General features: G+C 60.2%; 23 protein-coding genes, 5 tRNA genes and 1 pseudogene. 12 read left to right on the forward strand and 17 right to left on the reverse strand.

Annotated elements, in window-relative coordinates:
- Nucleotides 1–22 precede the first annotated feature (22 nt).
- From A7X77_RS14255 to A7X77_RS33510, 7 genes and pseudogenes are all read right to left on the reverse strand, one after another.
- Nucleotides 23–964 (reverse strand): annotated as a pseudogene (locus tag A7X77_RS14255) (DUF2167 domain-containing protein).
- Between the two features lie 62 nt (nucleotides 965–1,026).
- Nucleotides 1,027–1,641 carry a leucyl/phenylalanyl-tRNA--protein transferase gene (gene aat / locus A7X77_RS14260; protein WP_064683545.1) on the reverse strand — a complete coding sequence of 205 codons (615 nt, stop codon included), beginning with the start codon at nucleotides 1,639–1,641 and terminating at the stop codon, nucleotides 1,027–1,029.
- 7 nt (nucleotides 1,642–1,648) lie between these two features.
- Nucleotides 1,649–3,004 carry an acetyl-CoA carboxylase biotin carboxylase subunit gene (gene accC / locus A7X77_RS14265; protein ID WP_179363877.1) on the reverse strand — a complete coding sequence of 452 codons (1,356 nt, stop codon included), beginning with the start codon at nucleotides 3,002–3,004 and terminating at the stop codon, nucleotides 1,649–1,651.
- Between the two features lie 4 nt (nucleotides 3,005–3,008).
- Entirely contained in the window at nucleotides 3,009–3,482 is a 474-nt protein-coding gene (accB, locus tag A7X77_RS14270; protein WP_064683546.1) for an acetyl-CoA carboxylase biotin carboxyl carrier protein, read from the reverse strand.
- A 20-nt stretch (nucleotides 3,483–3,502) separates the two neighbouring features.
- Nucleotides 3,503–3,940, reverse strand: a complete 438-nt coding sequence (gene aroQ, locus A7X77_RS14275; protein ID WP_064683547.1) for a type II 3-dehydroquinate dehydratase — start codon at nucleotides 3,938–3,940, stop codon at nucleotides 3,503–3,505.
- Between the two features lie 151 nt (nucleotides 3,941–4,091).
- On the reverse strand, nucleotides 4,092–4,850 hold the full coding sequence (locus A7X77_RS14280) for a DsbA family protein (RefSeq protein WP_064683548.1): 759 nt from the start codon (nucleotides 4,848–4,850) through the stop codon (nucleotides 4,092–4,094).
- Between the two features lie 77 nt (nucleotides 4,851–4,927).
- Entirely contained in the window at nucleotides 4,928–5,101 is a 174-nt protein-coding gene (locus A7X77_RS33510; RefSeq protein ID WP_197486842.1) for a hypothetical protein, read from the reverse strand.
- On the opposite strand from A7X77_RS33510, the gene A7X77_RS14285 reads away from it, so the two are divergent.
- Complete coding sequence (locus A7X77_RS14285) at nucleotides 5,060–6,217, forward strand: pyridoxal phosphate-dependent aminotransferase (protein ID WP_064683549.1); 1,158 nt, start codon at nucleotides 5,060–5,062, stop codon at nucleotides 6,215–6,217. The genes A7X77_RS33510 and A7X77_RS14285 overlap by 42 nt on opposite strands.
- 33 nt (nucleotides 6,218–6,250) lie before the next feature.
- Here the strand turns inward: A7X77_RS14285 and A7X77_RS14290 are convergent, their stop codons facing one another.
- Both A7X77_RS14290 and A7X77_RS14295 read right to left on the reverse strand, forming a co-directional pair.
- Complete coding sequence (locus A7X77_RS14290) at nucleotides 6,251–7,594, reverse strand: DUF2778 domain-containing protein (RefSeq protein WP_064683550.1); 1,344 nt, start codon at nucleotides 7,592–7,594, stop codon at nucleotides 6,251–6,253.
- A 208-nt stretch (nucleotides 7,595–7,802) separates the two neighbouring features.
- Complete coding sequence (locus tag A7X77_RS14295; protein ID WP_432431340.1) at nucleotides 7,803–9,668, reverse strand: PHA/PHB synthase family protein; 1,866 nt, start codon at nucleotides 9,666–9,668, stop codon at nucleotides 7,803–7,805.
- Between the two features lie 148 nt (nucleotides 9,669–9,816).
- On the opposite strand from A7X77_RS14295, the gene A7X77_RS14300 reads away from it, so the two are divergent.
- The 5 genes from A7X77_RS14300 (at nucleotide 9,817) to recJ (ending at nucleotide 15,389) form a co-directional block, all read left to right on the forward strand.
- Entirely contained in the window at nucleotides 9,817–10,230 is a 414-nt protein-coding gene (locus A7X77_RS14300; RefSeq protein ID WP_064683552.1) for a hypothetical protein, read from the forward strand.
- Between the two features lie 220 nt (nucleotides 10,231–10,450).
- The gene (locus A7X77_RS14305; protein ID WP_064683553.1) at nucleotides 10,451–11,668 is read left to right on the forward strand and encodes an LL-diaminopimelate aminotransferase; all 1,218 of its coding nucleotides are present in this window, start codon (nucleotides 10,451–10,453) and stop codon (nucleotides 11,666–11,668) included.
- 62 nt (nucleotides 11,669–11,730) lie between these two features.
- On the forward strand, nucleotides 11,731–13,056 hold the full coding sequence (locus A7X77_RS14310) for a homoserine dehydrogenase (protein WP_064683554.1): 1,326 nt from the start codon (nucleotides 11,731–11,733) through the stop codon (nucleotides 13,054–13,056).
- A 204-nt stretch (nucleotides 13,057–13,260) separates the two neighbouring features.
- The gene (locus A7X77_RS14315) at nucleotides 13,261–13,506 is read left to right on the forward strand and encodes a hypothetical protein (protein ID WP_064683555.1); all 246 of its coding nucleotides are present in this window, start codon (nucleotides 13,261–13,263) and stop codon (nucleotides 13,504–13,506) included.
- A gap of 80 nt (nucleotides 13,507–13,586) precedes the next feature.
- Nucleotides 13,587–15,389 (forward strand): single-stranded-DNA-specific exonuclease RecJ, encoded by a 1,803-nt coding sequence (gene recJ, locus A7X77_RS14320; protein ID WP_064683556.1) that lies wholly within the window; start codon nucleotides 13,587–13,589, stop codon nucleotides 15,387–15,389.
- Nucleotides 15,390–15,436: 47 nt separating this feature from the next.
- Here the strand turns inward: recJ and A7X77_RS14325 are convergent.
- From A7X77_RS14325 to gloA, 5 genes are all read right to left on the reverse strand, one after another.
- Nucleotides 15,437–15,511 (reverse strand) — tRNA-Glu (locus A7X77_RS14325).
- Between the two features lie 298 nt (nucleotides 15,512–15,809).
- Nucleotides 15,810–15,884: transfer RNA gene (locus A7X77_RS14330), tRNA-Glu, on the reverse strand.
- A 74-nt stretch (nucleotides 15,885–15,958) separates the two neighbouring features.
- Nucleotides 15,959–16,033: transfer RNA gene (locus A7X77_RS14335), tRNA-Glu, on the reverse strand.
- 198 nt (nucleotides 16,034–16,231) lie between these two features.
- Nucleotides 16,232–17,296 carry a D-Ala-D-Ala carboxypeptidase family metallohydrolase gene (locus tag A7X77_RS14340; RefSeq protein WP_064683741.1) on the reverse strand — a complete coding sequence of 355 codons (1,065 nt, stop codon included), beginning with the start codon at nucleotides 17,294–17,296 and terminating at the stop codon, nucleotides 16,232–16,234.
- 166 nt (nucleotides 17,297–17,462) lie between these two features.
- Nucleotides 17,463–17,903, reverse strand: a complete 441-nt coding sequence (gene gloA, locus A7X77_RS14345) for a lactoylglutathione lyase (protein WP_064683557.1) — start codon at nucleotides 17,901–17,903, stop codon at nucleotides 17,463–17,465.
- A 195-nt stretch (nucleotides 17,904–18,098) separates the two neighbouring features.
- On the opposite strand from gloA, the gene A7X77_RS14350 reads away from it, so the two are divergent.
- Nucleotides 18,099–18,677, forward strand: a complete 579-nt coding sequence (locus tag A7X77_RS14350) for a cold-shock protein (protein WP_064683558.1) — start codon at nucleotides 18,099–18,101, stop codon at nucleotides 18,675–18,677.
- Between the two features lies 1 nt (nucleotide 18,678).
- Nucleotides 18,679–19,161, forward strand: a complete 483-nt coding sequence (locus A7X77_RS14355) for a DUF192 domain-containing protein (RefSeq protein WP_064683559.1) — start codon at nucleotides 18,679–18,681, stop codon at nucleotides 19,159–19,161.
- Between the two features lie 72 nt (nucleotides 19,162–19,233).
- Here the strand turns inward: A7X77_RS14355 and A7X77_RS14360 are convergent.
- Nucleotides 19,234–19,310, reverse strand: a tRNA-Pro gene (locus A7X77_RS14360).
- 581 nt (nucleotides 19,311–19,891) lie between these two features.
- On the opposite strand from A7X77_RS14360, the gene A7X77_RS14365 reads away from it, so the two are divergent.
- Nucleotides 19,892–20,197, forward strand: coding sequence for an ETC complex I subunit (locus A7X77_RS14365; protein WP_064683560.1), 306 nt, complete (start codon nucleotides 19,892–19,894; stop codon nucleotides 20,195–20,197).
- Nucleotides 20,198–20,254: 57 nt separating this feature from the next.
- Nucleotides 20,255–20,331, forward strand: a tRNA-Arg gene (locus tag A7X77_RS14370).
- A 316-nt stretch (nucleotides 20,332–20,647) separates the two neighbouring features.
- Here A7X77_RS14370 and A7X77_RS14375 read toward each other — a convergent pair.
- Nucleotides 20,648–20,824 (reverse strand): hypothetical protein, encoded by a 177-nt coding sequence (locus A7X77_RS14375; RefSeq protein ID WP_156668112.1) that lies wholly within the window; start codon nucleotides 20,822–20,824, stop codon nucleotides 20,648–20,650.
- 271 nt (nucleotides 20,825–21,095) lie between these two features.
- Between A7X77_RS14375 and A7X77_RS34410 the strand changes: the two genes are divergently transcribed.
- Both A7X77_RS34410 and A7X77_RS14385 read left to right on the forward strand, forming a co-directional pair.
- Nucleotides 21,096–21,248 (forward strand): DUF1127 domain-containing protein, encoded by a 153-nt coding sequence (locus A7X77_RS34410; RefSeq protein ID WP_432431342.1) that lies wholly within the window; start codon nucleotides 21,096–21,098, stop codon nucleotides 21,246–21,248.
- 78 nt (nucleotides 21,249–21,326) lie between these two features.
- Nucleotides 21,327–21,674, forward strand: a complete 348-nt coding sequence (locus A7X77_RS14385; protein ID WP_064683563.1) for a YciI family protein — start codon at nucleotides 21,327–21,329, stop codon at nucleotides 21,672–21,674.
- A 730-nt stretch (nucleotides 21,675–22,404) separates the two neighbouring features.
- Here the strand turns inward: A7X77_RS14385 and A7X77_RS14390 are convergent.
- Complete coding sequence (locus tag A7X77_RS14390) at nucleotides 22,405–24,417, reverse strand: M10 family metallopeptidase C-terminal domain-containing protein (protein ID WP_064683564.1); 2,013 nt, start codon at nucleotides 24,415–24,417, stop codon at nucleotides 22,405–22,407.
- Nucleotides 24,418–24,913: the final 496 nt, after the last annotated feature.

Below are 24,913 nucleotides of genomic sequence, written 5' to 3' on the forward strand. Positions count from 1 at the left end.
CTTTGATGGGCGTATCGCGCCCCTACGCGGTCGGTGTTTTGTTCCTCTTGAAAAGGATCCTGGCAAAGCGAAGCGCAGCGCCGGCCAAGACGACGACAAGGATGCCGGCCTTTTTGAAGAAGGCAAGGGCAAGGGCCAGCAGTCCCACCTTTGCGGCAATCTTGGCGCCAGCGCCTGCGGCGATCATTCCTGCCATGCCGTAGGCCGCGACCTTGTCGCCGTCGACATAGTCGCCATAGGTCATTCCCTTGTCGAACTGCACGAGCGGCGTGACCGTCGGAATGACCGCCTCGATCTCCTTCAGCTGTCTGAGTCCGGCAACGAAGTCGAATTCCAAGACACCTTCGCGCCCGAACACACGCACCGAATAATTCAGCGTGTGCTCAGCTTGCGTGTCGTTGCCGAAAACCAGATCTCGCGCCCAGTGCATTGCATTCGCCGGCTTGTCATAGCGCGGCGCCGAAGCCCAGCCGACAAGGGTGATCTTCGGGAAGCCTTGCTTTTCGCGCTCAGGATTCCGTTCGCTGATCGCATCCTTGATGTCTGCAGCAGTTCATCGTAATTCGTCGTGGCGGCATCGCTGTCTGAGACATAACCGTCCGCGCTGTATTCCACGATCGATCCCCAGGATTGCGGGTCGGTCGGCGCGTATTTCGCCGGGAAGATCATTCCCAGCGTTCCATCAGCCGCCGCCGGCGGGTTTCCCCAGATATCGACAAGCACCGTCTCGTGTCGGCCGGGCTGAGATAGTAGAAGTCGGCGGGCACGTTCAGCGTCGCCTTCGCTTCGGGCAGCTTGACCACACCCTGCTGAAAATCGAGCTTTTCCAGTAACGGTTTTTCCGCCTCGGAAAAATCGGTCCTGCCAGGAAACATCTCTTGATAGGGACGTGCCTCGGCCTGAGTTGCAAGTAAGGCGATAAGCATCGCCGCCGCAAAAATCGTCTCAAAATTCTATCCCCCATTGTGTTTTCCGGAAGCTACTAACATCGGCCGGAAAATCAACGCAGGGATGAATCGATCGCGTCTAAAACTTCAGGTGTGGCGATTCCATCGCGGCGGCAAGCAGCGCGGCATAATCGGCCTTCGGAACGTCGATCGCTCCGAACGTCTTCAGATGCTCGGTGGTGAACTGGGTATCGAGCAGGGTAAAGCCCCTGTTCCTGAGCCGGTCGACCAGATGCACGAGGCAAATCTTCGAAGCGTTCGTGCGGCGTGAAAACATGCTTTCGCCGAAGAAGGCCGAACCGAGCGAGACTCCGTAGAGACCACCGACCAGTTCGTCGCCGTGCCAGGCTTCAACGGTGTGGGCGTGGCCCAAGTCAAAGAGCGTCGAATAGAGCGATCGGATTGTCTGGTTGATCCAGGTGCTCGGGCGCCCCGATGTCTCCTCGGCGCAAGCCGCAATCACCTGCTCGAAGGCGTGGTCGAAACGGATCTCGAAGGGATGTCGGCGCACCGTCTTGGCGAGGCTCTTCGATACATGGAAACGATCGAGCGGCAACACGCCGCGCAGTTCCGGCTCGACCCAGAAGATCTCCGGGTCGTCTGCGGATTCGGCCATTGGGAAGAGCCCGATGGAATAGGCGCGCAGGAGAATGTCAGGGGTGATGCCTGGTGACTTCCTGCGCGATCCTGCCATTCCTGTCCTATGCCGCCGGTGTGTTGGCGAGGTGGTGTTCCAGCCAGTGGATATCATAGTCGCCGTTGGCGATATCCTGATTGGAGACGAGTTCCTGGAACAGCGGCAGCGTCGTCTTGATGCCGTCCACGACGAATTCATCGAGCGCGCGGCGCAACCGCATCATGCACTCGACGCGGGTGCGGCCGTGCACGATCAGCTTGCCGATCAGGCTGTCGTAATAGGGCGGGATCTTGTAGCCCTGATAGGCGCCGGAATCGATGCGCACGCCAAGGCCGCCCGGCGCATGGAAATGCGTGATCGTGCCGGGCGAGGGCACGAAGGTGCGCGCATCCTCGGCATTGATGCGGCATTCGATGGCGTGCCCGGAAAAATGCACTTCGTCCTGCGTCACCGACAAGCCGCCGCCGGAAGCGACACGGATCTGCTCGTGCACGAGGTCGATACCGGTGATCGCTTCGGTAATCGGATGTTCCACCTGCAGGCGGGTATTCATTTCGATGAAGTAGAACTCGCCGTTCTCATAGAGGAATTCGATCGTGCCGGCGCCGCGATATTTCAGCTTCTTCATGGCGTCGGCGCAGATCTGGCCGATCTTCATCCGCTGCTCGACATTGAGCGCCGGCGAATTCGCCTCTTCCCAGACCTTCTGGTGGCGGCGCTGCAGCGAGCAGTCGCGCTCGCCGAGATGGATGGCGTTGCCTTCGCCGTCGCCGAATACCTGGATCTCGATGTGGCGCGGCTTACCGAGATATTTTTCCATGTAGACGGCATCGTTGCCGAAAGCGGCTGCCGCTTCCGTGCGCGCCGTTGACCAGGCCTCGATCAGATCGGCCTCGCTCCTGGCGACCTTCATGCCGCGCCCGCCGCCGCCGGCGGTTGCCTTGATCAGCACGGGATAGCCGATTTCGGCGGCCGTCCGCAGCGCATCCTCTTCGGTCTTCACTTCGCCGTCCGAGCCCGGAACGACAGGGATGCCGAGTTCCAGCGCCGTCGTCTTGGCGGTGATCTTGTCGCCCATGATGCGGATATGATCCGCCGTCGGCCCGATGAAGGTGATGCCGTGGGCTTCGAGAATGTCGGCGAACTTGGCGTTCTCGGAGAGAAAGCCGTAGCCCGGATGCACGGCGTCGGCGCCGGTGATCTCGCAGGCGGCGACGATCTGGTGGATATTGAGATAGCTCTCGCGCGAGGAGGGCGGACCGATGCAGACGCTTTCGTCGGCAAGGCGCACATGCATGGCATCGGCGTCGGCGGTGGAATGCACCACGACGCAGGCAATGCCGAGCTCCTTGCAGGCCCGGAGCACGCGAAGGGCGATTTCCCCGCGATTGGCGATGAGGATTTTCGAAATCATGGGCATCGGCCTATTCGATGACGACGAGGGCTTGGCCGTATTCGACGGGATGTCCGTCATCGACGAGGATCTCGGTCACCTTGCCCGATTTCGGCGAGGGGATCTGGTTCATCGTCTTCATCGCTTCGATGATGATGAGCGTCTGGCCTTCCTTGACAGTGGCGCCGATCTCGATGAACGGACGTGCGCCCGGAGCCGGCGCCATATAGACAGTGCCGACCATCGGTGCGTTGACGACATTGGCCGGATTGCGGGTGGGTGCAGCGGCCGGAGCGGCGCCTGCCGCTGCCGGTGCGGCGGCAGCGGGCGCAGCAAAGGCCGGTGCTGAGATCGGCGCCTGCACATATTGTGTCGCGCCGTTGCGCGAAACGCGGATGCGCAAGTCATCCTGCTCGACCTCGATCTCCGTCAGATCCGTCTCGTTGAGAATGTTGGCGAGATCGCGGATCAGTGCCTGATCGATACCCGATTTCTTTTCAGCCATGGTGTTGCCCTGTCTTCTTCTTATGCCGTGATGTTCTTCAGCGCATGCAGCGCCAGGATGTAGCTGTGAGGCCCGAAACCGCAGATCACGCCCTTGCATGCCGGCGCGATCATCGATTTGTGGCGGAATTCTTCCCGTGCATGGACGTTTGATATGTGGAGTTCGACGACGGGAATGGAAATAGCGCGGATCGCATCATGCAGCGCGACCGAGGTGTGTGTGTAGGCGCCTGCATTGATGGCGACGCCGACGGCATTTTCGTCGGCCTCGTGAAACCAATCCACAAGCGTACCTTCGTGATTGCTCTGGCGGAAATCGATATCGAAGCCGAGTTCGCGGCCGGCGGCCTTGCAGTCCGCCTCAATGTCCTTCAACGTCTTGCCGCCATAAATGCCGGGTTCTCTTTTACCCAGCATGTTCAGGTTGGGGCCGTTCAGGACAAAAATCGTTTGCGTCATCGAATGTTCCGTAAAATGCACGACGGCAACCTATAGACTCCGCGAAGGCTGAATGAAAGCCCTTACGGATTGGCCGACAGGAATCGCGCCACATTTGTCCACATGGCTGAAACGCTTCGATTTTGGCGATTTGATGGGACGGCCGTCTTGCTCAGCAGGCGGTCTTGCCGCAGCTGCGCATATTCTTGACCTTGGCTTCGAGATCGTCGAGCCCGACGGCGCCCGGCACCAGTTCATTGCCGATTACGTAGGACGGCGTGCCGCTGATGCCGAGGCTGGAGGCGAGCTGGTAGGTCGCCTGGACGATGCCGTCATTCGGGTTCTTCGCCATCTCGGCGCGGATCTTGTCTTCGCTGACGCCGAGCGTGGCGGCAACCGCGATCGCGCTTTCGTCCGAGGCGCGGCCCTCGCTGCTGAGCAGGGCGACATGGAAATCGGCGTATTTTTCAGGCGCCAGCTTGCGGAAGGCGTCCGCCACCTTGTGGGCGGCGACCGAATCCGGCCCGAGGATCGGAAATTCCTTGAGGACGAATCGAACGTTCTTGTCCTTCTTCAGCATCGCCTGCATGTCGGAAAGCGCATGACGGCAGTAACTGCAATTATAATCGAAGAATTCGACGATGGTGATATCGCCCTTCGGATTGCCGAGCGTGACGTCGTTCTTCGAATCGAATATCGCGGCAGTGTTTTCTTCGATCGCCATATTGGCTTTCACCAGCCGCTGCGCTTCCTGCTTCTTCTGCAGCGCCTCCTGGACATCGAGCATGATCTCGGGATTCTCGATCAGATATTGCTTGATGAATTCGCCGAATTCCTTCTTCTGCTGGTCGTCGAGCGCTGCGGCCGGAAACGGAAGGGCGATCGATGCGGCGAGCGCCAGTGCGGTGAAGGTTTTCGGGAAGAAGGCCATGATATCCTCGTCGACGGCGATGGGTGGTCTCCTATCGAGGAGACCGTCGCCGGGTTAATGGACTTGAATGCGTCGCGTCAAGGTAGAGGCCGTTCGGTTCTGCTCAAACAGGAATTTTTCATCCCCGCGTAACGCTCGCGGGATTGTGATGAGCCGATTAATGCGGCAATTGTCGGGCCGTCATCGAAGAATCCGAGCGAGAAACGACCTTGTTTTCCATATCCAAACGCAGTGAAGTCGAGCCTTTTCATGCCATGGACGTCCTGGCGGAGGCGACGAAGCGGCGCGCCGGCGGACATCCCGTCATCTCGATGGCGGTCGGTCAACCCTCGCATCCGGCCCCCCAGGCGGCCCTCCAAGCAGCCCGCGAAGCGCTTGCCGAAGGCCGGATCGGTTACACCGACGCGCTGGGAACGGCGCGACTGAAATCGGCACTTGCCTGGCACTACCGGGATCGCCACGGCCTGGACATCGATCCGGCGCGCATCGCCGTCACCACAGGTTCCTCGGCCGGCTTCAATCTCGCCTTTCTCTCCCTCTTCGATGCCGGCGATGCGGTGGCGATCGCTAGACCGGGTTATCCAGCCTATCGCAACATCCTCGGCGCGCTGGGTCTGAAGGTCGTTGAGGTGCCGGTAACGGCCGAGACCCACTTCACGCTCACCCCCGAGAGCCTCGAGGCGGTGCAGAAGGAAAGCGGCGTGAGACTGAAGGGCGTGCTGCTCGCAAGTCCCGCCAACCCGACCGGCACGGTGACCGGCCGCGAGGGGCTGAAGGAGCTTTCGGATTACTGCGCGGCCCATTCCATCGCCTTCATTTCCGATGAAATCTACCACGGGCTGACTTTTGCCGGCGAGGAGGCGAGCGTGCTGGAACTGACCGACGAGGCGATCGTCATCAACTCCTTTTCCAAATATTATTGTATGACCGGCTGGCGAATCGGCTGGATGGTGCTGCCCGAACGCCTGGTGCGGCCGATCGAGCGGGTGGCGCAGAGCCTCTATATCTCCCCGCCCGAACTCTCCCAGATCGCCGCCACGGCCGCCCTCGGCGCAGCCGAAGAACTTGATAAAGTCAAAGCAAGTTATGCCGCCAACCGCGACCTGCTGCTCGACCGCCTGCCGAAGATCGGCCTCGCACCGGCTTCACCGATGGACGGCGCCTTCTACGCCTACATCGACGTCTCGCGGTTCACCAATGACAGCATGGGTTTTACCAAGCGCATGCTCGCCGAAATCAATGTCGCCGCAACGCCCGGCCTAGACTTCGATCCGCTGGAGGGGCACCGAACCCTGCGTTTGTCTTATGCAGGCTCGCAGACGGAGATCGCCGAGGCGGTGGAGCGAATTGCTGCCTGGTTGAAGTAGCCGCGACAGCAAAGCTGCTTGTTCTCTTATCGATCAGCTGCGTGATGAAAACAGCGAGGCAAGCGTCGAAGCCGGCTTGTTGTTCAGCCGCGGCACGACCACGAGCTGCTTGATCTCACCGCGCTTGTAAGCAGCCAGGAAGCGCTTGTAGTCCTTGAAGGAGACGCAGCCGTTGGAATCGCCGTTCTTGCCGAGCATGTAGGTGTGGGCAAGCAGGCCGACCCGGTCGTAGATTGCGTCCGAGCCCTCGACCGGCGTCAGCCGCAATGCCTCGACGCCGTGGAACAGGGCCTCGCGCATGGTGAGGACATAGGTGTGCGGCGGCGTCGGTCCGCGCATCTTCTTGTTTGCGTAACGCGGATTGTCGCGCATCTTGCCAAGGCCGGAATGGGCCTCCAGTCGTTCGCCGTTCGGTAGATAGACGGTGCTGTTTTCGATATCGTAGATGGCGACGCCTGCGCGCAGCTTCGGCGAGAAGATCGGTTTGTCGTAACGCCGCACTGCGTCGTCCTGATCGTCCTCGATCAGAGCGTTCGGCTTGGCATAGGCAAGGACGGACGCGGCGGAACGCTGCGCCTCCTTGGAGCCCGGGGCCGGTTTGCCGATCAGGCCGTCAGGACGCGCCATCGGCAGCGGCACGAAACCGGCATCCGGCGCCAGTACGAGATCGAAGGGCTGCTGTTCTTCGGCCTTGGAAATTTCCACCGGCGCAGGCTTTTCCTGCGGCAGCGACGCGGTCTTGAGGGCGGGTGCAGCCGGCTCGGCCGGGGCTGGCGCAATCTGCTGGGGCCCGGCATCGGCAAGGGCGAGCAGGGCAGGAAGTTCAACGGCTGCGACGGTTTCCTTGGAAGGAATGATGATGCGGTCGCCCTCATTCTCTTCAGTATCGGCCCGGGCAAGCTCGATCGGTGGCGTGATGCTGTCGTCCTTGACGAATTTCGCGGTGTCGGAGGGCGCTGCTGCTGCAACGGAGACCGGCGGTTCGGCAGGGGAGACCGGGCGATTCTTTGCAAGCGCAAGCGATGCCGCTGCGGCAGCATTGGTCTTTTGCGCATGCGATTGGATGAGATGAGCCGTCAGGGCAACGACCGGCTTGGCATTGAAGGCGCTAAGCCGATCGGCTTTGCCGACATGAATCAGTCGCTCTCGCGACGTCGCCGGCTTCAGCTTCGGCGCCGACGCGACATACGTGAAGCTCTCGGACGGAGAAACGGGTGCGCCGATCGAGTGCATTGTCGCGAAGGTCGCGATCAGCCATGTTGAGGCCAGAAGTCCAGCGCCAACGACGCCGTAAAGAAAGCCGCCAGATCTGCGCAAACGAAAAGCAGATCCACCAAGAGAGGTGGCGCCATTAAACGCCCCGACCGCAAACGCCATACTAAACTCGTCTTTCAAAACTCGCTACGCAGGCCGGCGGCACTGACTGACTACACTTCGCCGGGGCCGGTAATGGCGCAAATGGGCCGAATTTGGACCATTCGCGACATCCGACTGTTTCGCAAGAATGACGAATTATGGTTTCTAAGTTGTTTACGCGGGATTGCTCTTTCTCACGACGTCTCAAAAAGAGATGCGGGGAGTCTTCTCAGACGCGTTCCATCACGTAACTTCCCGGCGCTTCCTCGATCGCATTCAGCGCATCGCCGCCGGGTTTGCGCGCCGCAACGCGTCTGCCGTCATGCGTCTCGATCCAGGCCCGCCAATGCGGCCACCACGATCCCGGCGTCTCGGTGGCCTGCTCGAGCCAGGTCTCGTACTCGCCCTTGGCCGGGCCGCCCGTCCAGAATTGATATTTCTTCTTGTCGGGCGGGTTGACGACGCCGGCGATATGTCCCGAACCGGTGACGACGAATTCCACCTTGCCGCCGAAGAACCGGCTGCCGAGGAAGACGGATTTGGCAGGCGCGATGTGGTCCTCGCGGGTGGCGAGATTATAGATCGGGATCTTCACGTCCTTCAGCGACACGAGTTTGCCGTCGAGGATCATTTCGTTCTGAGTCAGCGCATTGCGGAGATAGCAGTTGCGCAGATAGAAGGCATGATTTGCCGCCGCCATGCGGGTCGAATCGGCGTTCCAGAACAACAGGTCGAAGGGTAGGGGATCCTGACCCTTGAGGTAGCTGTTGACGAAATAAGGCCAGATCAGCTCGGAAGCGCGCAGCATGTTGAAGGCCATCGACATCTTCGAGCCGTCGAGATAGCCGGCCGACTTCATATGCTCTTCGAGCGCGGCAAGCTGCTCCTCGTCGACGAAGACCTTCAGGTCGCCGGCATGGGTGAAGTCGACCTGGGTGGTGAAGAGCGTGGCGGTCTTGATGCGTTTGTTCTTTTCCTTGGCGTGCAGCGCCAGCGTTGCCGCCAGCAGCGTGCCGCCGACGCAGTAGCCGACGGCATTGACCTCCTTCTCGCCGGTCGCCTTCTCGATTGTCTCGAGCGCGAAATCGATGCCTTCGCGGGCATAGGCCGCCCAATCCTTTTCGGCGTGGCGCGCATCCGGGTTGACCCAGGAAATCACGAAGACGGTCTGACCTTGGTCGACGCACCATTTGATGAAGGATTTCTGCGGATTGAGGTCGAGAATGTAGAATTTGTTGATCCAGGGCGGGCAGATCAGCAGCGGCCGCTTCAGCACCGTCTCGGTCGACGCCTCGTACTGGATGATCTGGCAGATGTCGTTCTGGGCGATCACCTTGCCCGGCGTCAGCGCCATGTCGCGGCCGACGGCGAATTTCGTCATGTCGGTCTGGCGAAGGCGAAGCTCGCCGTGGCCGGCGGCAATATCCTCGGCGAGCATCTTCATGCCGCGCACCAGGTTTTCGCCGTTGCTGGCGATCGTCTCGCGATAGAGCTGCGGATTGGTGGGGATGAAGTTGCTCGGCGAAAGCGCTGCCGTGATCTGCTTCACGTAGAAGCCGGCCTTGTGCTTGGTGTGCTCGTCAAGGCCGTCGGTCTCCGACACCAGTTTCTCCACCCAGTCGGTGGTGACGAAATAGACCTGGCGGAGAAAATCGAAGAACGGATTCTTCTCCCAGTCCTCGTCGGAGAAGCGCTTGTCCTTGCGGGTGTCGGGCTCGGGCGGCAGGGGCTCACCCTGCAGTCCGCTCATGCTTTGCATGCGCTGCATCGAGCGCATCCAGATGCCGAAGAACGAAGACATCAGCTGTGTCTGCGCCTCGAAGGTGCGGCGGGGATCGGAAATCCAATATTCGCTGACTTTCGACAGAGTCTTGACCATGTCGGCCATCGGATCGATGGCGGTTTCGGTGATCTCGCCGCGTTCGCGCGGCGCAAGCCAGGCCGAAGCGGCTTGCCCGAGATTTTCGAGCGCCCGGGCGAAATTCATAGCCATGGTCTCGGGATCCTTCAGCACATAGGGATCGAGATCGGTTGCGTCGAAACTGGCCTTGCCGCCATTCTTCTGGCTGCCACTCTCCTGCTTGCTGTCGGTCACCATTTCCTCCGGCGGCAGCATCCTTTTTATCTCTTCGTTGTACATCGTGACCGAACGAGAAAACAAGTTCCACCCGCATCGGCTCGTGCTATTGCTTTGTGGCTGCGACAAATTTAACAGTCGAAGCAGTCAGAACTGGATTTGAGGCATGACGAACAACGGCATCCGGCGCATCGCAACCTTCAACCGCACCGCATTGATTTGCGCCGCGGCGGCGATGGCCCTTGCCGGATGCAATCTGACGGCGGAAGAGAAGGCTGCGGCCGCTGCCAAGCGAGCGGCGCCGACCGCCGTCGTCATGCCGGCCACCAAGGGCGAGGCGGTCGAAGGCGGCCTTGCGAAGTCGCCGGACGGCTATCCGAATTTCGGCGCGCCGCTGACGGCCGCCAATGTCCAGATGAGCGACGAGCAGGCGGCCGAACTGCAACATCAGCTGACCGCGCTTGCCGCCCGACGCAAGGCCGGCACGATCTCGGAAGCCGAATATCGGGCCAAGGCCGCCGAAATGCGCCGCCTTGCCGCCGAGCACGGCGAGCAGACGCTCTCCGAAATCTCCAAATAGACCTTGCCTTTCAGGCAATTTGGACGCAAAGCCTTCGGCAAGGAACGGAAGATGCAATTTTCCTGATAATGCGCTTTGCGCGGCCTTTTCGTCAAAGATTTGCCGCGCGGCTTGGGTCTGATGAATACGGCGCTGCGATTCTGAAGTTCGTGTCGCAGCCGCCGGGAGACGGAACGAACTTCGACCGCGGCCGAAATGCCGCCTTTCCATGGGGAATGAAATGGAAGAGTTTCACAAAGTCCGGCGTTTGCCGCCTTATGTTTTCGAACAGGTCAACCGTTTGAAAGCAAGCGCGCGAGCGGGCGGCGCCGATATCATCGATCTCGGCATGGGAAACCCTGACCTTCCTACCCCCCAGGCGATCGTCGACAAGCTGTGCGAGGTCGTGCAGGACCCGCGCACTCACCGTTATTCCTCCTCCAAGGGCATTCCGGGCCTGCGCCGCGCCCAAGCCGCCTATTATGCCCGCCGTTTCGGCGTTAAGCTTAACCCGGATACGCAGGTGGTCGCTACCTTGGGCTCCAAGGAAGGCTTCGCCAATATGGCGCAGGCGATCACCGCGCCTGGCGACGTCATCCTCTGCCCGAACCCGACCTATCCGATCCACGCCTTCGGCTTCCTGATGGCCGGTGGGGTGATCCGTTCGATGTCGGTTGAGCCGGATGAGAGCTTTTTCCCGCCGCTCGAGCGCGCCGTCCGGCATTCGATTCCGAAGCCCCTCGCGCTGATCCTCAACTACCCCTCGAACCCGACCGCTCTCGTCGCGACGCTCGATTTTTATAAGGACGTCATCGCTTTCGCCAAGAAGCACGACATCATCGTGCTCTCCGACCTTGCCTATTCGGAGATCTACTTCGACGGCGCCCCGCCGCCGTCGGTTCTCGAAGTGCCGGGCGCGATGGATGTGACCGTCGAGTTCACATCGATGTCGAAGACCTTCTCCATGCCCGGCTGGCGCATGGGCTTTGCCGTCGGCAACGAGCGGCTGATCGCGGCGCTCACCCGCGTTAAATCCTATCTCGACTACGGCGCCTTCACGCCGATCCAGGTCGCGGCGACCCACGCTCTGAACGGTGACGGCTCCGACATTGCCGAAGTCCGCAACGTCTATAAGCGTCGCCGTGACGTCATGGTCGAAAGCTTCGGCAAGGCCGGCTTCGACGTACCGCCGCCGGCTGCCACCATGTTCGCCTGGGCGAAGATCCCGGAAAAGTTCCGTCATCTCGGTTCGCTGGAATTCTCCAAGCTCTTGGTCGAGAAGGCCGACGTCGCCGTTGCCCCGGGCATCGGCTTCGGCGAAATGGGCGACGACTACGTCCGTCTGGCGCTTGTCGAGAACGAACACCGGATCCGCCAGGCTGCGCGCAACATCAAAAAGTTCATGTCGACGGCGGATGAGACGATGCATAACGTCATTTCGCTGAACGCACACCGTTAATCTCAACTCTCGGCAGCCGCTTTCCCGCGGCTGCCGCCACACAGACATTTCAGGATCGATCCATGGCAGATGCCCTCAAAATCGGCATTGCGGGCTTGGGCACCGTTGGCGCCTCGCTTGTTCGCATCATTCAGCAGAAGAGCAACGAGCTTGCCGTCACCTGCGGGCGTCCGATCATCATCACGGCGGTCTCCGCGCGGGACAAAACGAGGGACCGCGGCGTCGATCTCTCAGCCGTCACCTGGTTCGACCGGCCAGAAGAGCTTGCCGAGAACGGCGACATCGACGTCTTCGTCGAGCTGATCGGAGGCGCCGAGGGAGCGGCCAACGTCTCCGTTCGCACGGCACTGCAGCGTGGTCTCCACGTGGTGACAGCCAACAAGGCGCTGCTTGCCTATCACGGCGTCGAGCTTGCGACGATCGCGGAAGAGAAGGGCTCGCTCCTGAATTTCGAAGCGGCGGTCGCCGGCGGTATCCCCGTCATCAAGGCGCTGCGCGAATCGCTGACGGGCAATGCCGTTTCGCGCATCTACGGCATCATGAACGGCACCTGCAATTACATCCTGACCAAGATGGAGAAGGAGGGGCTTTCCTTCGCCGAATGCCTCAAGGAAGCGCAGCGGCTTGGTTATGCCGAGGCCGATCCCGCCTTCGATATCGAAGGCAACGATACCGCCCACAAGCTTGCCATCCTGACGACGCTGGCCTTCGGCAACCGCATCGCGGCCGACGACATCTATCTCGAAGGCATCACCAACATCTCGATCGAGGATATCCACGCCGCCGCCGAACTCGGTTATCGCATCAAGCTCTTGGGCGTCGCCCAGCGCACCGATACCGGCATCGAGCAGCGCGTTCACCCGACCATGGTGCCGGTCGATTCGGTCATTGCCCAGGTCGACGGCGTCACCAATGCCGTGGCGATCGAATCCGATGTGCTTGGCGAGTTGCTGATGGTCGGTCCCGGCGCAGGCGGCAATGCGACGGCCTCGTCAGTGCTCGGCGACATCGCCGATATCGCCAAGAGCAAGCCGGGCGCCCAGCGCGTGCCGGTGCTCGGCCATCCCGCAAAGGCGCTGGAGCCCTATCGCAAGGCGCAGATGCAGAGCCATGAGGGCGGCTATTTCATCCGCCTGACCGTGCTCGACCGCACCGGCGTCTTTGCAAGCGTCGCAACCCGCATGGCCGAAAACCACATCTCGCTCGAATCGATCGTCCAGCGCTCCAAGCAGCATCTGGCGCCGTCGCATCACCAAACGATCATACTGGTTACCCATGCAACGATGGAGGAGTCGGTGCGCAAGGCGGTAGCCTCGATCAAGTCGGAAGGTTATCTCTTCGGCGAGCCGCAGGTCATCCGCATCGAGCGACCGAAAGAAGAAGCTTGATCCTTTCCCGCCCGGGAACATGAGCCGCCCTGTCTTCCTGAACTACCCGCGAAAGTTGGACATCAACCTTTGCGGCAGTTCACGATGGCAGGGCGGTTTTTCTGTTGATCGTGTAACCGCCCGCACGGAAGTCTATATTAACAAATGCGCAAATATTGATATAAATAAAACCATAGATGGTGAGTCGTCGGCGTGGAGAATTTCATGAGCAAGGACAGCCATGCCGGGAAGGGGTATGGCTGCCCGAGCGAGGGGCCGCCAAACCGTCCTGATGTGCCTGAGGAGATTCTCGAGCCGGGCCATCGCGACATTCGCGCGGAGATTCCCGATGACGTTGACGGCGAAGAAAACACCGAAGGCCGCAACTGGGCCATTCTGCTGACGCTCTTTTCGTTCCTGCTGGTGCAAATCGGTGGTATCGCCATGATCGTCTGGGCGATCTTCTGGTAAAAATCCGTGTCTGCAAGTCCATCGCTATGTTATCTCCGCTGCTCCTGTAAAAAGAACAGATGACATCAGCGGAGTTTGGCATGGCAGATCTCGTCGATCCGGTACAGCGCGCGTTTCTCGGCGTGGAGAAATCCGCGCTCGACAATCGATGGGTTGCGCGGCTCGACCAGGCCGGCCAGAATCGGGCGCTCGCCATGTCGCAGGTTCACGGGCTGCCGGATCTGATCGCTCGCGTTCTCGCCGGACGCGGCGTGCCGGTGGACGAGGCGATCGAGTTTCTCGATCCGACGATCCGCAGCCTGATGCCCGATCCCCACACGCTGACCGACTGCGAGAAGGCGGCGACCCGCCTCATGCGCGCGATCGAGCGCGGCGAGAGCGTAGCGATTTTCGGCGACTACGATGTCGACGGCGCGGCCTCGTCGGCGCTGATGTTTCGCTTTCTCAGCCATTTCGGCGTCAAGGCGAACATCTACATTCCCGACCGGATCTTTGAAGGCTACGGCCCCAATCCGGCGGCGATCAACCAGTTGATCGACAATGGCGCCCAGCTGATCGTCACCGTCGATTGCGGCTCCACCAGTCACGAAGCACTTGCGGCTGCCGCCGCGCGTAATATCGATGTCGTCGTTATCGATCACCACCAAGTGACACATGAGCTGCCGCCTTGCCATGCGCTGGTCAACCCGAACCGCGAAGACGATCTCTCGGGGCAGGGGCATCTGTGCGCGGCCGGCGTCGTCTTCATGGTGCTGGTCGCGACGCTGAGGCTGCTGCGCGCGACCGGCAACAAGCGCATCCTTGCCCCCGACCTGTTGCAATGGCTGGATATCGTCGCGCTTGCGACCGTCTGCGATGTCGTGCCGCTGAAGGGGCTCAACCGCGCCTATGTGGTGAAGGGGCTGGTCGCCGCCCGCCACCAGAGCAATGCCGGGCTTGCCGCACTCTTCCGCAAGGCCGGGCTCGCCGGCCCGGTGACGCCCTATCATTTCGGTTTCCTGATCGGACCGCGCATCAATGCCGGCGGGCGAATCGGCGATGCCGCACTCGGAAGCCGCCTGTTGACGCTCGACGATGCCGGCGAGGCTGAAATGATCGCTCAACGCCTCGACGAGCTCAACCGCGAGCGCCAAGCAATGGAGGCCATAATGCTGCAGGAGGCGGAAGCCGAGGCGCTGGCCGAGTACGGCGACGGCGAAGGCGCCTCCGTCATCGTCACAGCCCACGAGAAATGGCATCCCGGCATCGTCGGGCTGATCGCGGCGCGGCTGAAGGAAAAGTTCAAACGGCCGGCCTTCGCGATCGCCTTCGATCCCTCCGGCCGCGGCACCGGCTCGGGCCGCTCCATCAACGGCTTCGACATGGGCAAAATGGTGCGGGCGGCGGTCGACGAGGGGCTGCTCGTCAAGGGCGGCGGTCACGCAATGGCCGCGGGCCTGACCGTCGAGCGCGCCGATCTCGGAAGGCTCAGAACCTTCTTCACCGAAAAGGCGGCAAGGACGGTAGCGAACCTCGTCGCCAACGAGACGCTCAAGATCGACGGGGCGATCGGCGCCAGCGGCGCCACGCTCGAACTCATCGACCGCCTGGAGGCCGCCGGCCCCTATGGCTCTGGCCACGCCCAGCCGCTCTTTGCCGTGCCGGCGCACCGCGTGCGCGACGCGCGCCTGGTCGGTGAGAAACATGTGAAGGTGACGCTGGAGGCAATGGACGGATCGCGGCTCGATGGAATCGCCTTCCGCGCCGCCGACACGGCGCTCGGCAATCTTCTCGTCAATTCACGCGGTGCCAGCCTGCATGTGGCGGGTACGCTCGGCGCCGAGCATTATCAGGGCGCCCGCCGCATCCAGCTGCGCGTCTGCGATGCCGCGCCGGCAATATAGAAGGCCGCACAAAAGGGCGTATAATGAGGAATTCGAAGGGAGGAAAGTGGCACGCCCTAGGGGAGTCGAACCCCTCTTCCCAGAATGAAAATCTGGTGTCCTAACCGATAGACGAAGGGCGCTTCCTTCGTGGTGGCGCCCTTATAGTCAGCACCTTCAAAAGCCGCAAGCGCCAAGGCGCGAAAAAATCATCGTTTTCGCCGATTTTTTTGCTGCTGTGGAAAAACGTGACGAACGGTATGGCGGACGGGAGAATCCAAGCCCGGCGGATCATTCGGGCGGCACGCCCGACCCTTTACCAGGGCTCTGCGCAACGTCTCAAGGGAGCTGTTGCCGCCATGACAGCCGCGAGCGGTCGCCTCCTCGATGATCAGATTTGCTTCGGCGCGCCTCCGTCAAAGGCAAGCTATAGCCCAAATGTGGTACGCCCTAGGGGAGTCGAACCCCTCTTTACAGAATGAGAATCTGTCGTCCTAACCGATAGACGAAGGGCGCAGGCCAGCTTTGCTAAAATAGGAGCGCATGCCGGCTTCTGCAAGCGGATGCGTTGGCTTCAATGTGGAGGAGAATGGCACGCCCTAGGGGAGTCGAACCCCTCTTCCCAGAATGAAAATCTGGTGTCCTAACCGATAGACGAAGGGCGCTTCCTTCGTGGTGGCGCCCTTATAGTCAGCACCTTCAAAAGCCGCAAGCGGCAAATTCGATTTTTTTCAAAAAAATGACAGATATTTTCGCGGCTCAAGCATGAGAGATTACCGCTGCCGAATCAACGGCTTGTATGGCTTGCCGGAAGCGCGGCGATCCAGGCTGACGTAACGTGATGCCATTCCATGCCGTCGATATCAGAGCGCCTTGGCGGTCGTCATAGGCGCGCGTTTGCCGCCGCAGCCCCAGTTCCAGTCGCGGCTCTTGCCGGTGTCGAGATGGACGGAATCCGTGTGGCAATAGGTGCCGACGCCGCCGCGATCCGGCAAGGAGCGGATATAGGCGGCGATATCCCATTTCGACACGCCGTCGATCTGGATGTCGGCGGCCTCGCAGCTCTTGTGCATCGATTCATCAGCGCCGCCAACCAGGCGGTTATGTTCTTCGTCGCGATAGCCTGAGGTGACGATGACGGGCCGGCCGAAATGGTTTTCGACCGTCTTGATCACTTTCAAGAGGTCGGGCTTGAAACAGCCGACCTCGACATGCTCGTTCTGGACATGGAGCCCGTTCGGCGCGACACGCGTCATGCCGGGCAGGGCGGCCTTGTGGAGGAGGCCGGAAAGGCTGCCGAGCAGGTTCTGCTTCGGCGCGGCGTAGAGCGCGTTCGTCGTCGCTGCCGGAATACCGCCTGTCGCCAGCGAGGCGGTTTGAACGGGCAGAGGCTGCGTGCCGGAGTTCTCCGAGGATTGCTGCGGCAGCACCGGCGTCGCCGGCTGTGCGGGCACGGCAGGCTGGCTGTAGACGCTGCTTCTTGTCGGTGACACGCCCTGCGTTGGCGCATAGGCTTGCGGCTGGATGATGGTGGAAGTGCTGTTGTTTTGCGGCAGCGGCTGGTGATCCGAAAAGATGCTCATCGCCTGCGCGTTGATCCGTGTCGACTGCATGACCAGCCCGCCGATATTGGCAGGCGCTGCCATTGCCGGATCGGCCGGCGGAACCGTGGCATTCGGATCCGCCGCCACGCCCTGGGCGCCGGAGACATTGACGAGGCGCGGGTCGGTGTAGGCCGAGCGCGGCGCTGACTTCGCCGGTGCTGTCGCGGTAAGCTGGGGCGCTGCGGCGGCCGTTGCCGGAACGACCGGAACCGCGGCGGCTGAATCGAGCGTCTTCTTGTCCGACGCGCAGCCGGACAGCGCCAGCATCGAGGTGGCGATCAGCAAAGCGCCCGTTACGGGCATCCGCATCTCATTGTTACGCAAGCAACCGGTCTCCAGTTGAAGCGGAGAACGGCCGAAAACCGCCATTTTCCGCGTCGAGTCAGCTGGAGATTGCCTGCGGGGCCGGGTCGCGGCAAGCGCCAAGGCGCCGGCCGGATCCGAAATCGCAAAAGCCGCAAGCTTCGCAAAAGCCTTGCGGCGAAAACCCTTACCAGGCGCCGGTATTGCCCATGGAAGCCCAGGGTTCGGCGGCTGGAAGCGGGCTTCCCTTCTGCAGGATTTCGATCGAGATGCCGTCGGGCGAGCGCACGAAGGCCATGTTGCCGTCGCGCGGCGGCCGGTTGATGGTGATGCCGTTGTCCATCAGCTTCTGGCAGATTGCATAGATGTCGTCGACTTCATAGGCGAGGTGGCCGAAGTTGCGTCCGCCGCTGTAATCCTCGGTATCCCAGTTGTAGGTAAGTTCGAGGCAGGGCGCTTTTTCGCTGCGGGCACGCTCGAGATCGTCGCGGGCAGCCAGGAAAACCAGGGTGAAACGGCCCTTTTCGTTTTCGTGGCGGCGAATCTCCTCCAGTCCGAACAGCGTGGTATAAAAGGCGAGCGAAGCGTCCAGGTCTCTGACTCGAACCATCGTATGAAGATAACGCATTCTATCTACTCCTTTATTGGGGCTGGCCCTTATCGGCAAGCCGTGGTCAGCTTCGGGCAAGTCAACATGATAAAATGTGCAGCTGGGAATAACCGAAAACTAGGACTTGCGCTTATCCGTTACCAAGATGTTAATCTTGATTTCAAGAATCAGTTAACCGTAACAGTGTGACGCGTATTCGAGGGGCTGGCGACTATGGCTGATAGGATTTCATCGAACGAATATGCCGATCTTGACGAGCTGTCGTCAGAGACGGTCGATCTTGTTGAAATCACCGGGGTCGTCAAGTGGTTCGACGTCGCCAAGGGCTTCGGCTTCATTGTTCCGGACAATGGCATGCAGGATGTTCTCCTGCACGTGACCTGCCTGCGCCGCGACGGTTACCAGACGATCCTGGAGGGAACGCGCATCGTTGCCCTCATCCAGCGCCGCGAGCGCGGCTACCAGGCTTTCAAGATCCTTTCGATGGATCAGTCGACCGCGGTTCATCCTTCGCAGCTGCCGCCGGTCCGCACCCATGTGCAAGTCACCGCCACCAGCGGTCTCGAGCGTGCACTCGTCAAGTGGTTCAACCGCACCAAGGGCTTCGGCTTCCTGACGCGCGGCGAGGGCACGGAAGACATCTTCGTGCATATGGAGACGCTTCGCCGTTTCGGCCTGACGGAGCTGCGCCCCGGTCAGGTGGTTCTCGTCCGCTTCGGCGATGGCGAAAAGGGTCTGATGGCCGCGGAAATTCACCCCGATATTCCGAGCCCGGCAAGCCGGTCGCACTGAGATGCGAGATATCGTCCTTCATGTGATCAGAAGCGCCATTACGGCGCTTTTTTTCTTAGGTGCCCTGCCGGCCCTGGCTGAGGAGCCGATGCGGTTCGACAAGGAGCCGCTGCTCATCCAGACGGCCGCCGGCAAGACGCTGCATTTCACCGTCGAGGTCGCGGTGACCGCCGACCAGCGCGCCCATGGACTGATGTTCCGCAAGACGATGGCCGATGACGCCGGCATGATCTTCGATTTCGGCGAGCCGCGGCGCGTCGCCATGTGGATGGAAAACACCTTCCTGCCGCTCGACATGCTCTTTGCCGACGACACCGGCACGATCCGCCACATCAAGGAAAACGCAACTCCCTATTCGCGCGACATTATCGATTCGATGAGCCCGGTGAAATATGTCGTTGAACTCAATGCCGGCATTGTCGGCAAATTTGGAATCAAGGTGGGCGACAGGATCATGAGCGCGACGACGACAAAGGCGAAGTGACGGTGCGCAAGCTCGTGCGCCCGCAGGCTGCTGCGCGGCTATCGGGAAACTCGAGAATATCAGGATATTGAATGGTCGGAGTGGAGAGATTCGAACTCCCGACCCTCTGGTCCCAAACCAGATGCGCTACCAGACTGCGCTACACTCCGTGCCGTGATTGGCAGGGGGAATACACGGTTCACTTCGCCCTCGCAACCCATAAATCCCGCTCTGCCCGGAGATTTCTCACCGGGCCTGTGGACGCAATACGGAAAATCTTCAGCGGCCCTCGATTGCCTGCGAGGTGCGATCAGCCGCCAGCATGGTTCAGCCTTCAGCCGCGGGCGAGCAGGCCGATATATTGGGCATAGCTGATGGCGACATAGAAGAACGCGGTGATGCCGGCTCCTATCACAATGGCATTGAACTCTGCCGAACGTCTCATCTTGCAAATCCACTGAAGTCGATTAGGCCGTAAACTAGTTCCCGGCACCGACTGCGGCAATCAGGTTGTGATCACAACATGAGACAGTCGGTTACATTGCGCAATCGCCTGGAAATCCGTTGGATTGGCTGTGACGGCGGGCGATCGGTGGCCGCTTGATCCGCCTTTTTTCTTGAAAAAGCAGGGATTCGCGGATAAGCAAAATCACCTCTTCGCGTTATCCTTGACGACGAAGCAAAGCCCGGCGACGGGATTGAGACCATGAAAGGCGGGCGCTGTTCCCGCATATTCGGAGATGCCGCAGTCATGTCTGCCAAGATCTATCGTCCTGCTAAGACCGCCATGCAGTCCGGCAAGGCCAAGACCCATCTCTGGGTGCTCGAATTCGATCAGGAGTCGCCCCGCAAAATCGATCCTATGATGGGATATACCTCCTCCAGCGACACCCGCCAGCAGGTCAAACTTACCTTCGAAACGCAGGCGCTCGCGGAAGCCTATGCTCAGCGCAACGGCATCGAATACCGCGTGATCGCGCCGAAGGACCCGGCTCGCCAAGTCGTGGCCTATCCGGATAATTTCCGTTATACCCGCACGCAGCCCTGGACGCATTGAGGTTTCTCGTCCACATATGCCGCATCCGGTCGCGCTTCGTAAACGCGGCCGCCAGACGGCCCCTTAGCTCAGCTGGATAGAGCACCTGCCTTCTAAGCAGGTTGTCGCAGGTTCGATTCCTGCAGGGGTCGCCATCATTTTTTCAAGTATCTGTATTTGCTTTGTTTTTAGGCGCAAACCCCTCAGGGGTCAGGATGCTCGGCCATGGAATCGCTTCGCCAGCCAAAACGAGCAGCTGCCCGCTATTTGAACGAGGGGCTTGCGAGCGTGGCCGTGGGCAGGCTCGGGGATCGGTGTCTTCAGCTTCTCATCGTCGACATCGACCAGTTCGACGCCGTGACGGTGGGCGGAGGCTTATGCCTTGCTCGGTGCGCGTAATCAGGGCCATGTGAGTAGTGATGTATTCGGCCGATTTGGCAGCCGGGCGGCGCTCGTGGGCTTTGACGAAGGTCATGAGGCCTCCTTCGTCATGGCGTGGATGTTCTGGCGATGGACGGTGGACGTGTAGGCGACGATCCAGGGATTGGCTTGCCGCGGCGGCGCCGTCGATCTCGTTCCAAAGACGATGATACTGAGCGACGGTGAAAAGTAGGTGCCTGGCGCAACCTTGGCCATTGGGCCGGTCATTGTCAGCTCGCCGGTGACCTTGTCGCTCTCTGCTATCGCGTCCGTACCGCTGAAATGCCGCAGCCGCTGCAGCCGCACGTCGGTTACGATGAGCGTGATGCGGATTAATCTCCTGAAACCAGCGTGTCGATTTCGACTGATCCTGTTCGATTAAGGCGGAGCGCCTTGAGCCAGTCAAAGGAGAGAAAGTATGGCTGCCACTAAGCATTCCGAACAAGTCGAACTACAGTTGCTGCACCTCAGTGTCGCGGGCACTTTGCACGCCGTTTTGATGTTGCTGAAGCATCAGCGAAAGCACCGCCGAAGCTTGAGCGAGCTCTCGCGGTTTGACTCTCGCCTTCTCCGTGACATCGGCTTGGAGCCTACCAGAGATCTCCACTGGAAAGATCGGAGAGCAGCAAGCAACTCTCACCGAATAAGCTGAACTGGCAGCATTTTTTGCTCTTTGTCGAATCGCGGTGTTCAACTGCGACTAACATCGACAGCACCATGGAGGAACCGGATGCGCTACCTTTGTCTCTTCTACATCGACCAAACACTTGTTGATGCCGCCAGCAACGAGGATTGGGCCGAGATCGACCGGGAGTCCTTAGCTTCCAATGAAGAACTGCAACGTTCAGGCCACTATATCGCCTCCAACGCTCTTGCCGACCCAAAGACCGCAAAGACATTGCGCGTTCGCGCCGGCAAGGCGAGTTGGACCGACGGGCCCTTCGCAGAGACCAAGGAGCATCTGGGTGGCTTCCTGCTCATCGAAGCGAAGAACCTTGCGGAGGCAATGGAGATCGCGGAGCGGGACACGCTCGCTCGGATGGGGGCGATCGAAGTACGCGAGACCGCCGGCTTTTAGATTAGAACTCGGCCTATTTTATGCGCGCGCTCCGCCAGCGACCGCCATTCGAGTAGTTAGTCCAGATCGTTGCTGGAAGAACCGATTATGGTCGTCCAGAGGCCGAGTCAGCGGATGCAGAGGCGTTCCCAGATCGCCAGCGTCGCGGCCAGAATTCGTAAGATAAAGCCAGAGAGTTCGTGTGCAAGAACCCATTGTTGACATTTTTTATTTGGGGCGAAATCAGGGACGAAGGGATGGACAATGGGCAGCATTAGTTGCGGTCATGCGGATTTGACAGCGATGGCAGGATGGCCTTGATCTCCAGTCGGATGCTGACTTTGCCGGGCCTGTAGTATCGCTCCATTAGCCTGGTTGCGCTACGCCCCCATCGAATTGCCCCAACGCGCTGCCGATGCTGAACTCGACGTCCTGTCGCCGTTCAACTTCTCGGAAACCGCAGCTCCCTAACCAAGCCTACGAAGAAACCGCAGCTTAAGCCCTCCCATCCACATCGCCGTCCTCGTGAGCATGTGTGGACCCTCAGATAGGCCGCTGCACCCGCCGAAAGATCGCAGCGCGCGGATGGCATCGCCGCTCGGGCTATGCCCTCCCAGCTTGCTCATCCACGCGCTAGCTAAAGTAATCGAATTTTGCCGCGCCGTTGGCGGATTTTACTCCGCCGTCGACCTATTTCCGGATTGTTGGCACGATTGTTGCGGCGGTCGGACGACCGCCGCAACGTGTATCATTACAGGAGAAAATCGCCTGCCCCCAGCTGGACGTGGCCCTTCAGCTGAATCTCGAAGTCATGAACACCGTCGCCGTTCAAGTCGGCCTGGATAACAGTAGCGTCGTCCTGGTAGTGCCAAGCGAGCGCGCCAGCCTTCCTATCGAACAAGGCATTCTCCTGCGCCTGGAAATGGAAGGCTGCATCGCCCAGCGCAGCGCCATTCGCATCGATCGCCGAGACGTCAATCTTATCGACGCCATGCTGGAAGTCGGTGATGATGTCGCGGTTCCAGCCGGACCCGGTCTCCGTCGGTGCTTTGAAGGCGAAGGTATCCGAGCTGGCGCCACCGGTCATGATGTCCTTTCCGGCACCCCCACGGATAACGTTGTGGGCGCTATTGCCGGCCAGCACGTCACCGTAGCTGGAGCCAGTCACGTTTTCGACGCTGACGAACTTGTCACCGGTGGCTTGCCCGCCCGATGCGGCCCCAGTCGCCAAGTTGACTTTGACCGCGTCCGAGCCCCGATAGCTGGCCGTATCGTTGCCCGTACCGCCGTCGAGCACGTCCGCGCCGGCGCCGCCCTTCAGCACGTCATTACCGCCGAGACCCTTGAAGGTCTCGTTGCCGCCGTTGGACTGACCGGTGCGTGGCAGGTAGTCGTTGCCATCGGTGCCGGTGTATACCTTCGTCGATGTGGTCGGTTGCGTCGGCGTGGTTGGCGCTGTCGGCGCTGTCGGCGCTGTCGGCTCTGTCGGCGCCGTCGGCTCTGTCGGCGTGGTTGGCGCTGTCGGCGTGGTTGGCGCAGCTGGCTGCGTCGGCGTGGTCGGCGTTCCCGATACCGGCGAGGAGCCTGATTCGTAGGCACCCATATCGATAGTTCCAACGACGCGAGCGTCGCCGTCCAGATCGACCGAGTCGACGCCGTACTTGGTGGTTCCGCTGTCGATTGCCGCCGAGCCGGAGGCGAGGTGGAAGTCGCCGTTCGCTGCATTCACGAAATGCGGGTCGACGCCGAGCTTGTTGCCGTTCGCCGTGCTCGGCATCGCGTTGCCGCCGTCGGTCTTGACCGATGCCTGGCCGGCCGTGCCGTTGTAGGTGATGTTGTTGGCCCAGACGACGTTCTGGTTGCTGTAGCCGCCGTACGACGTGTTATCGACCGCAGTGTTGTTCTGATTGACCGATGGGTCCGCTACGGCCACGTTGTTGACCCAGGTGTTGTTGCTCGACTGCGCGTTGCTGAGCTCGCCGCGCCAGGTGCCGTCGTTCAGCAGGTCCTGATTGTTGTGGTATGCGGTGTTGTTTTTCACCGTGACGGAGTCGCTCCAGGTAACTTGGATGCCTTTGCTGCCGTTCTCATAGACGAGGTTGTTGTCGACCAGGGTCTTAAACGTGTAGTTCGGATGACCGCTCGTCTGCGTGCTCTGGAAATCGTCGATGATGATGCCGTTGCCATCGGTGTGCGCACCCGTCTTCGTGACGTTGTCGTGCGAGATGTTGTTCCGGATGATGTTGCGGAAGGTGCCATCGTCCGGTGCCCCGGTGATATTCCGGTTCTGGTAGAGAGAGATGCCTGAAAACCAGCCGGCACTCGCATTTTTGTAAGTCTCGTTCCCTTCGATCGTGATGAAGTCGGATCCGGCGAAGGCGATGCCGGACGCACCGTTGTCGTGGGAAACGTTATTGGCGATCTTCACATGGTGGACGCCATCACCAACAATGCCGTGCGAATCGCTCCCGTAGACCTCGAAGCCCTCGACCGCCACATAGTTAGCAGTGATGTTGATACCATTTGCGCCGCCCGATGCTGAGTGTATCACCGCTCCACCCGGTACCTCCGACCGCAAGGTAATGTAGCCGGCGGCGGAACCATCCTTGTACATGTTCACCGACTCATTATAGACGCCGGCTCGCACCACAACCTCGTCGCCGGGCTTAAGGTCCGCCGCCATCGCCTGATTGATCGTGCTAAAGGGAGAAGTGGCACTGCCGTTACCGCCGCTGCTGCTCGCCGATACGTAGTATGTTGTCATAGTCCTGTTCCTCAACTCTGACGTTGTGTTTGTCAGTTAATATTTTCTAGCTAATCAGCCGTTACGGCGGGGGTTATAGGACGTCATTCTGGGAAAGTGCAACAGCATCTCGGCAGGTAAGTACTTGAGAAGTATGGCCATATTGCTGCCACAATGTCCCGATCACTCCGGAGTTACATTTTGAAATATTTGCGGAATTTTGAGTCGCTCAAAATGTGGCAGTATTTCTATCTAGCACTCCGCGAATTATTCTTTCTGCAACTATAGCGACGTGCACGGATTGAAAACATTACAAAAACTTTGCTCGGTCTAAGCGGATTCCTCCGGCCAAAGGCGGAATCTGCATTTTTTGTGGATCTAGCGTTTTTTTGGGCAGATTCGGCTTCAAAAGTGATACTTATCGACATGCGACGGGAGGGCATGATCGTAGAATCGGCCACACTTCGAACTTCAAAATGAGTCCCGATCAAGGGAATTGGCGGTAAGGCAATGCTCT

Origin of the sequence: Rhizobium bangladeshense (assembly GCF_001662075.1) — a bacterium.
GTDB classification, from domain to species: domain Bacteria; phylum Pseudomonadota; class Alphaproteobacteria; order Rhizobiales; family Rhizobiaceae; genus Rhizobium; species Rhizobium bangladeshense_B.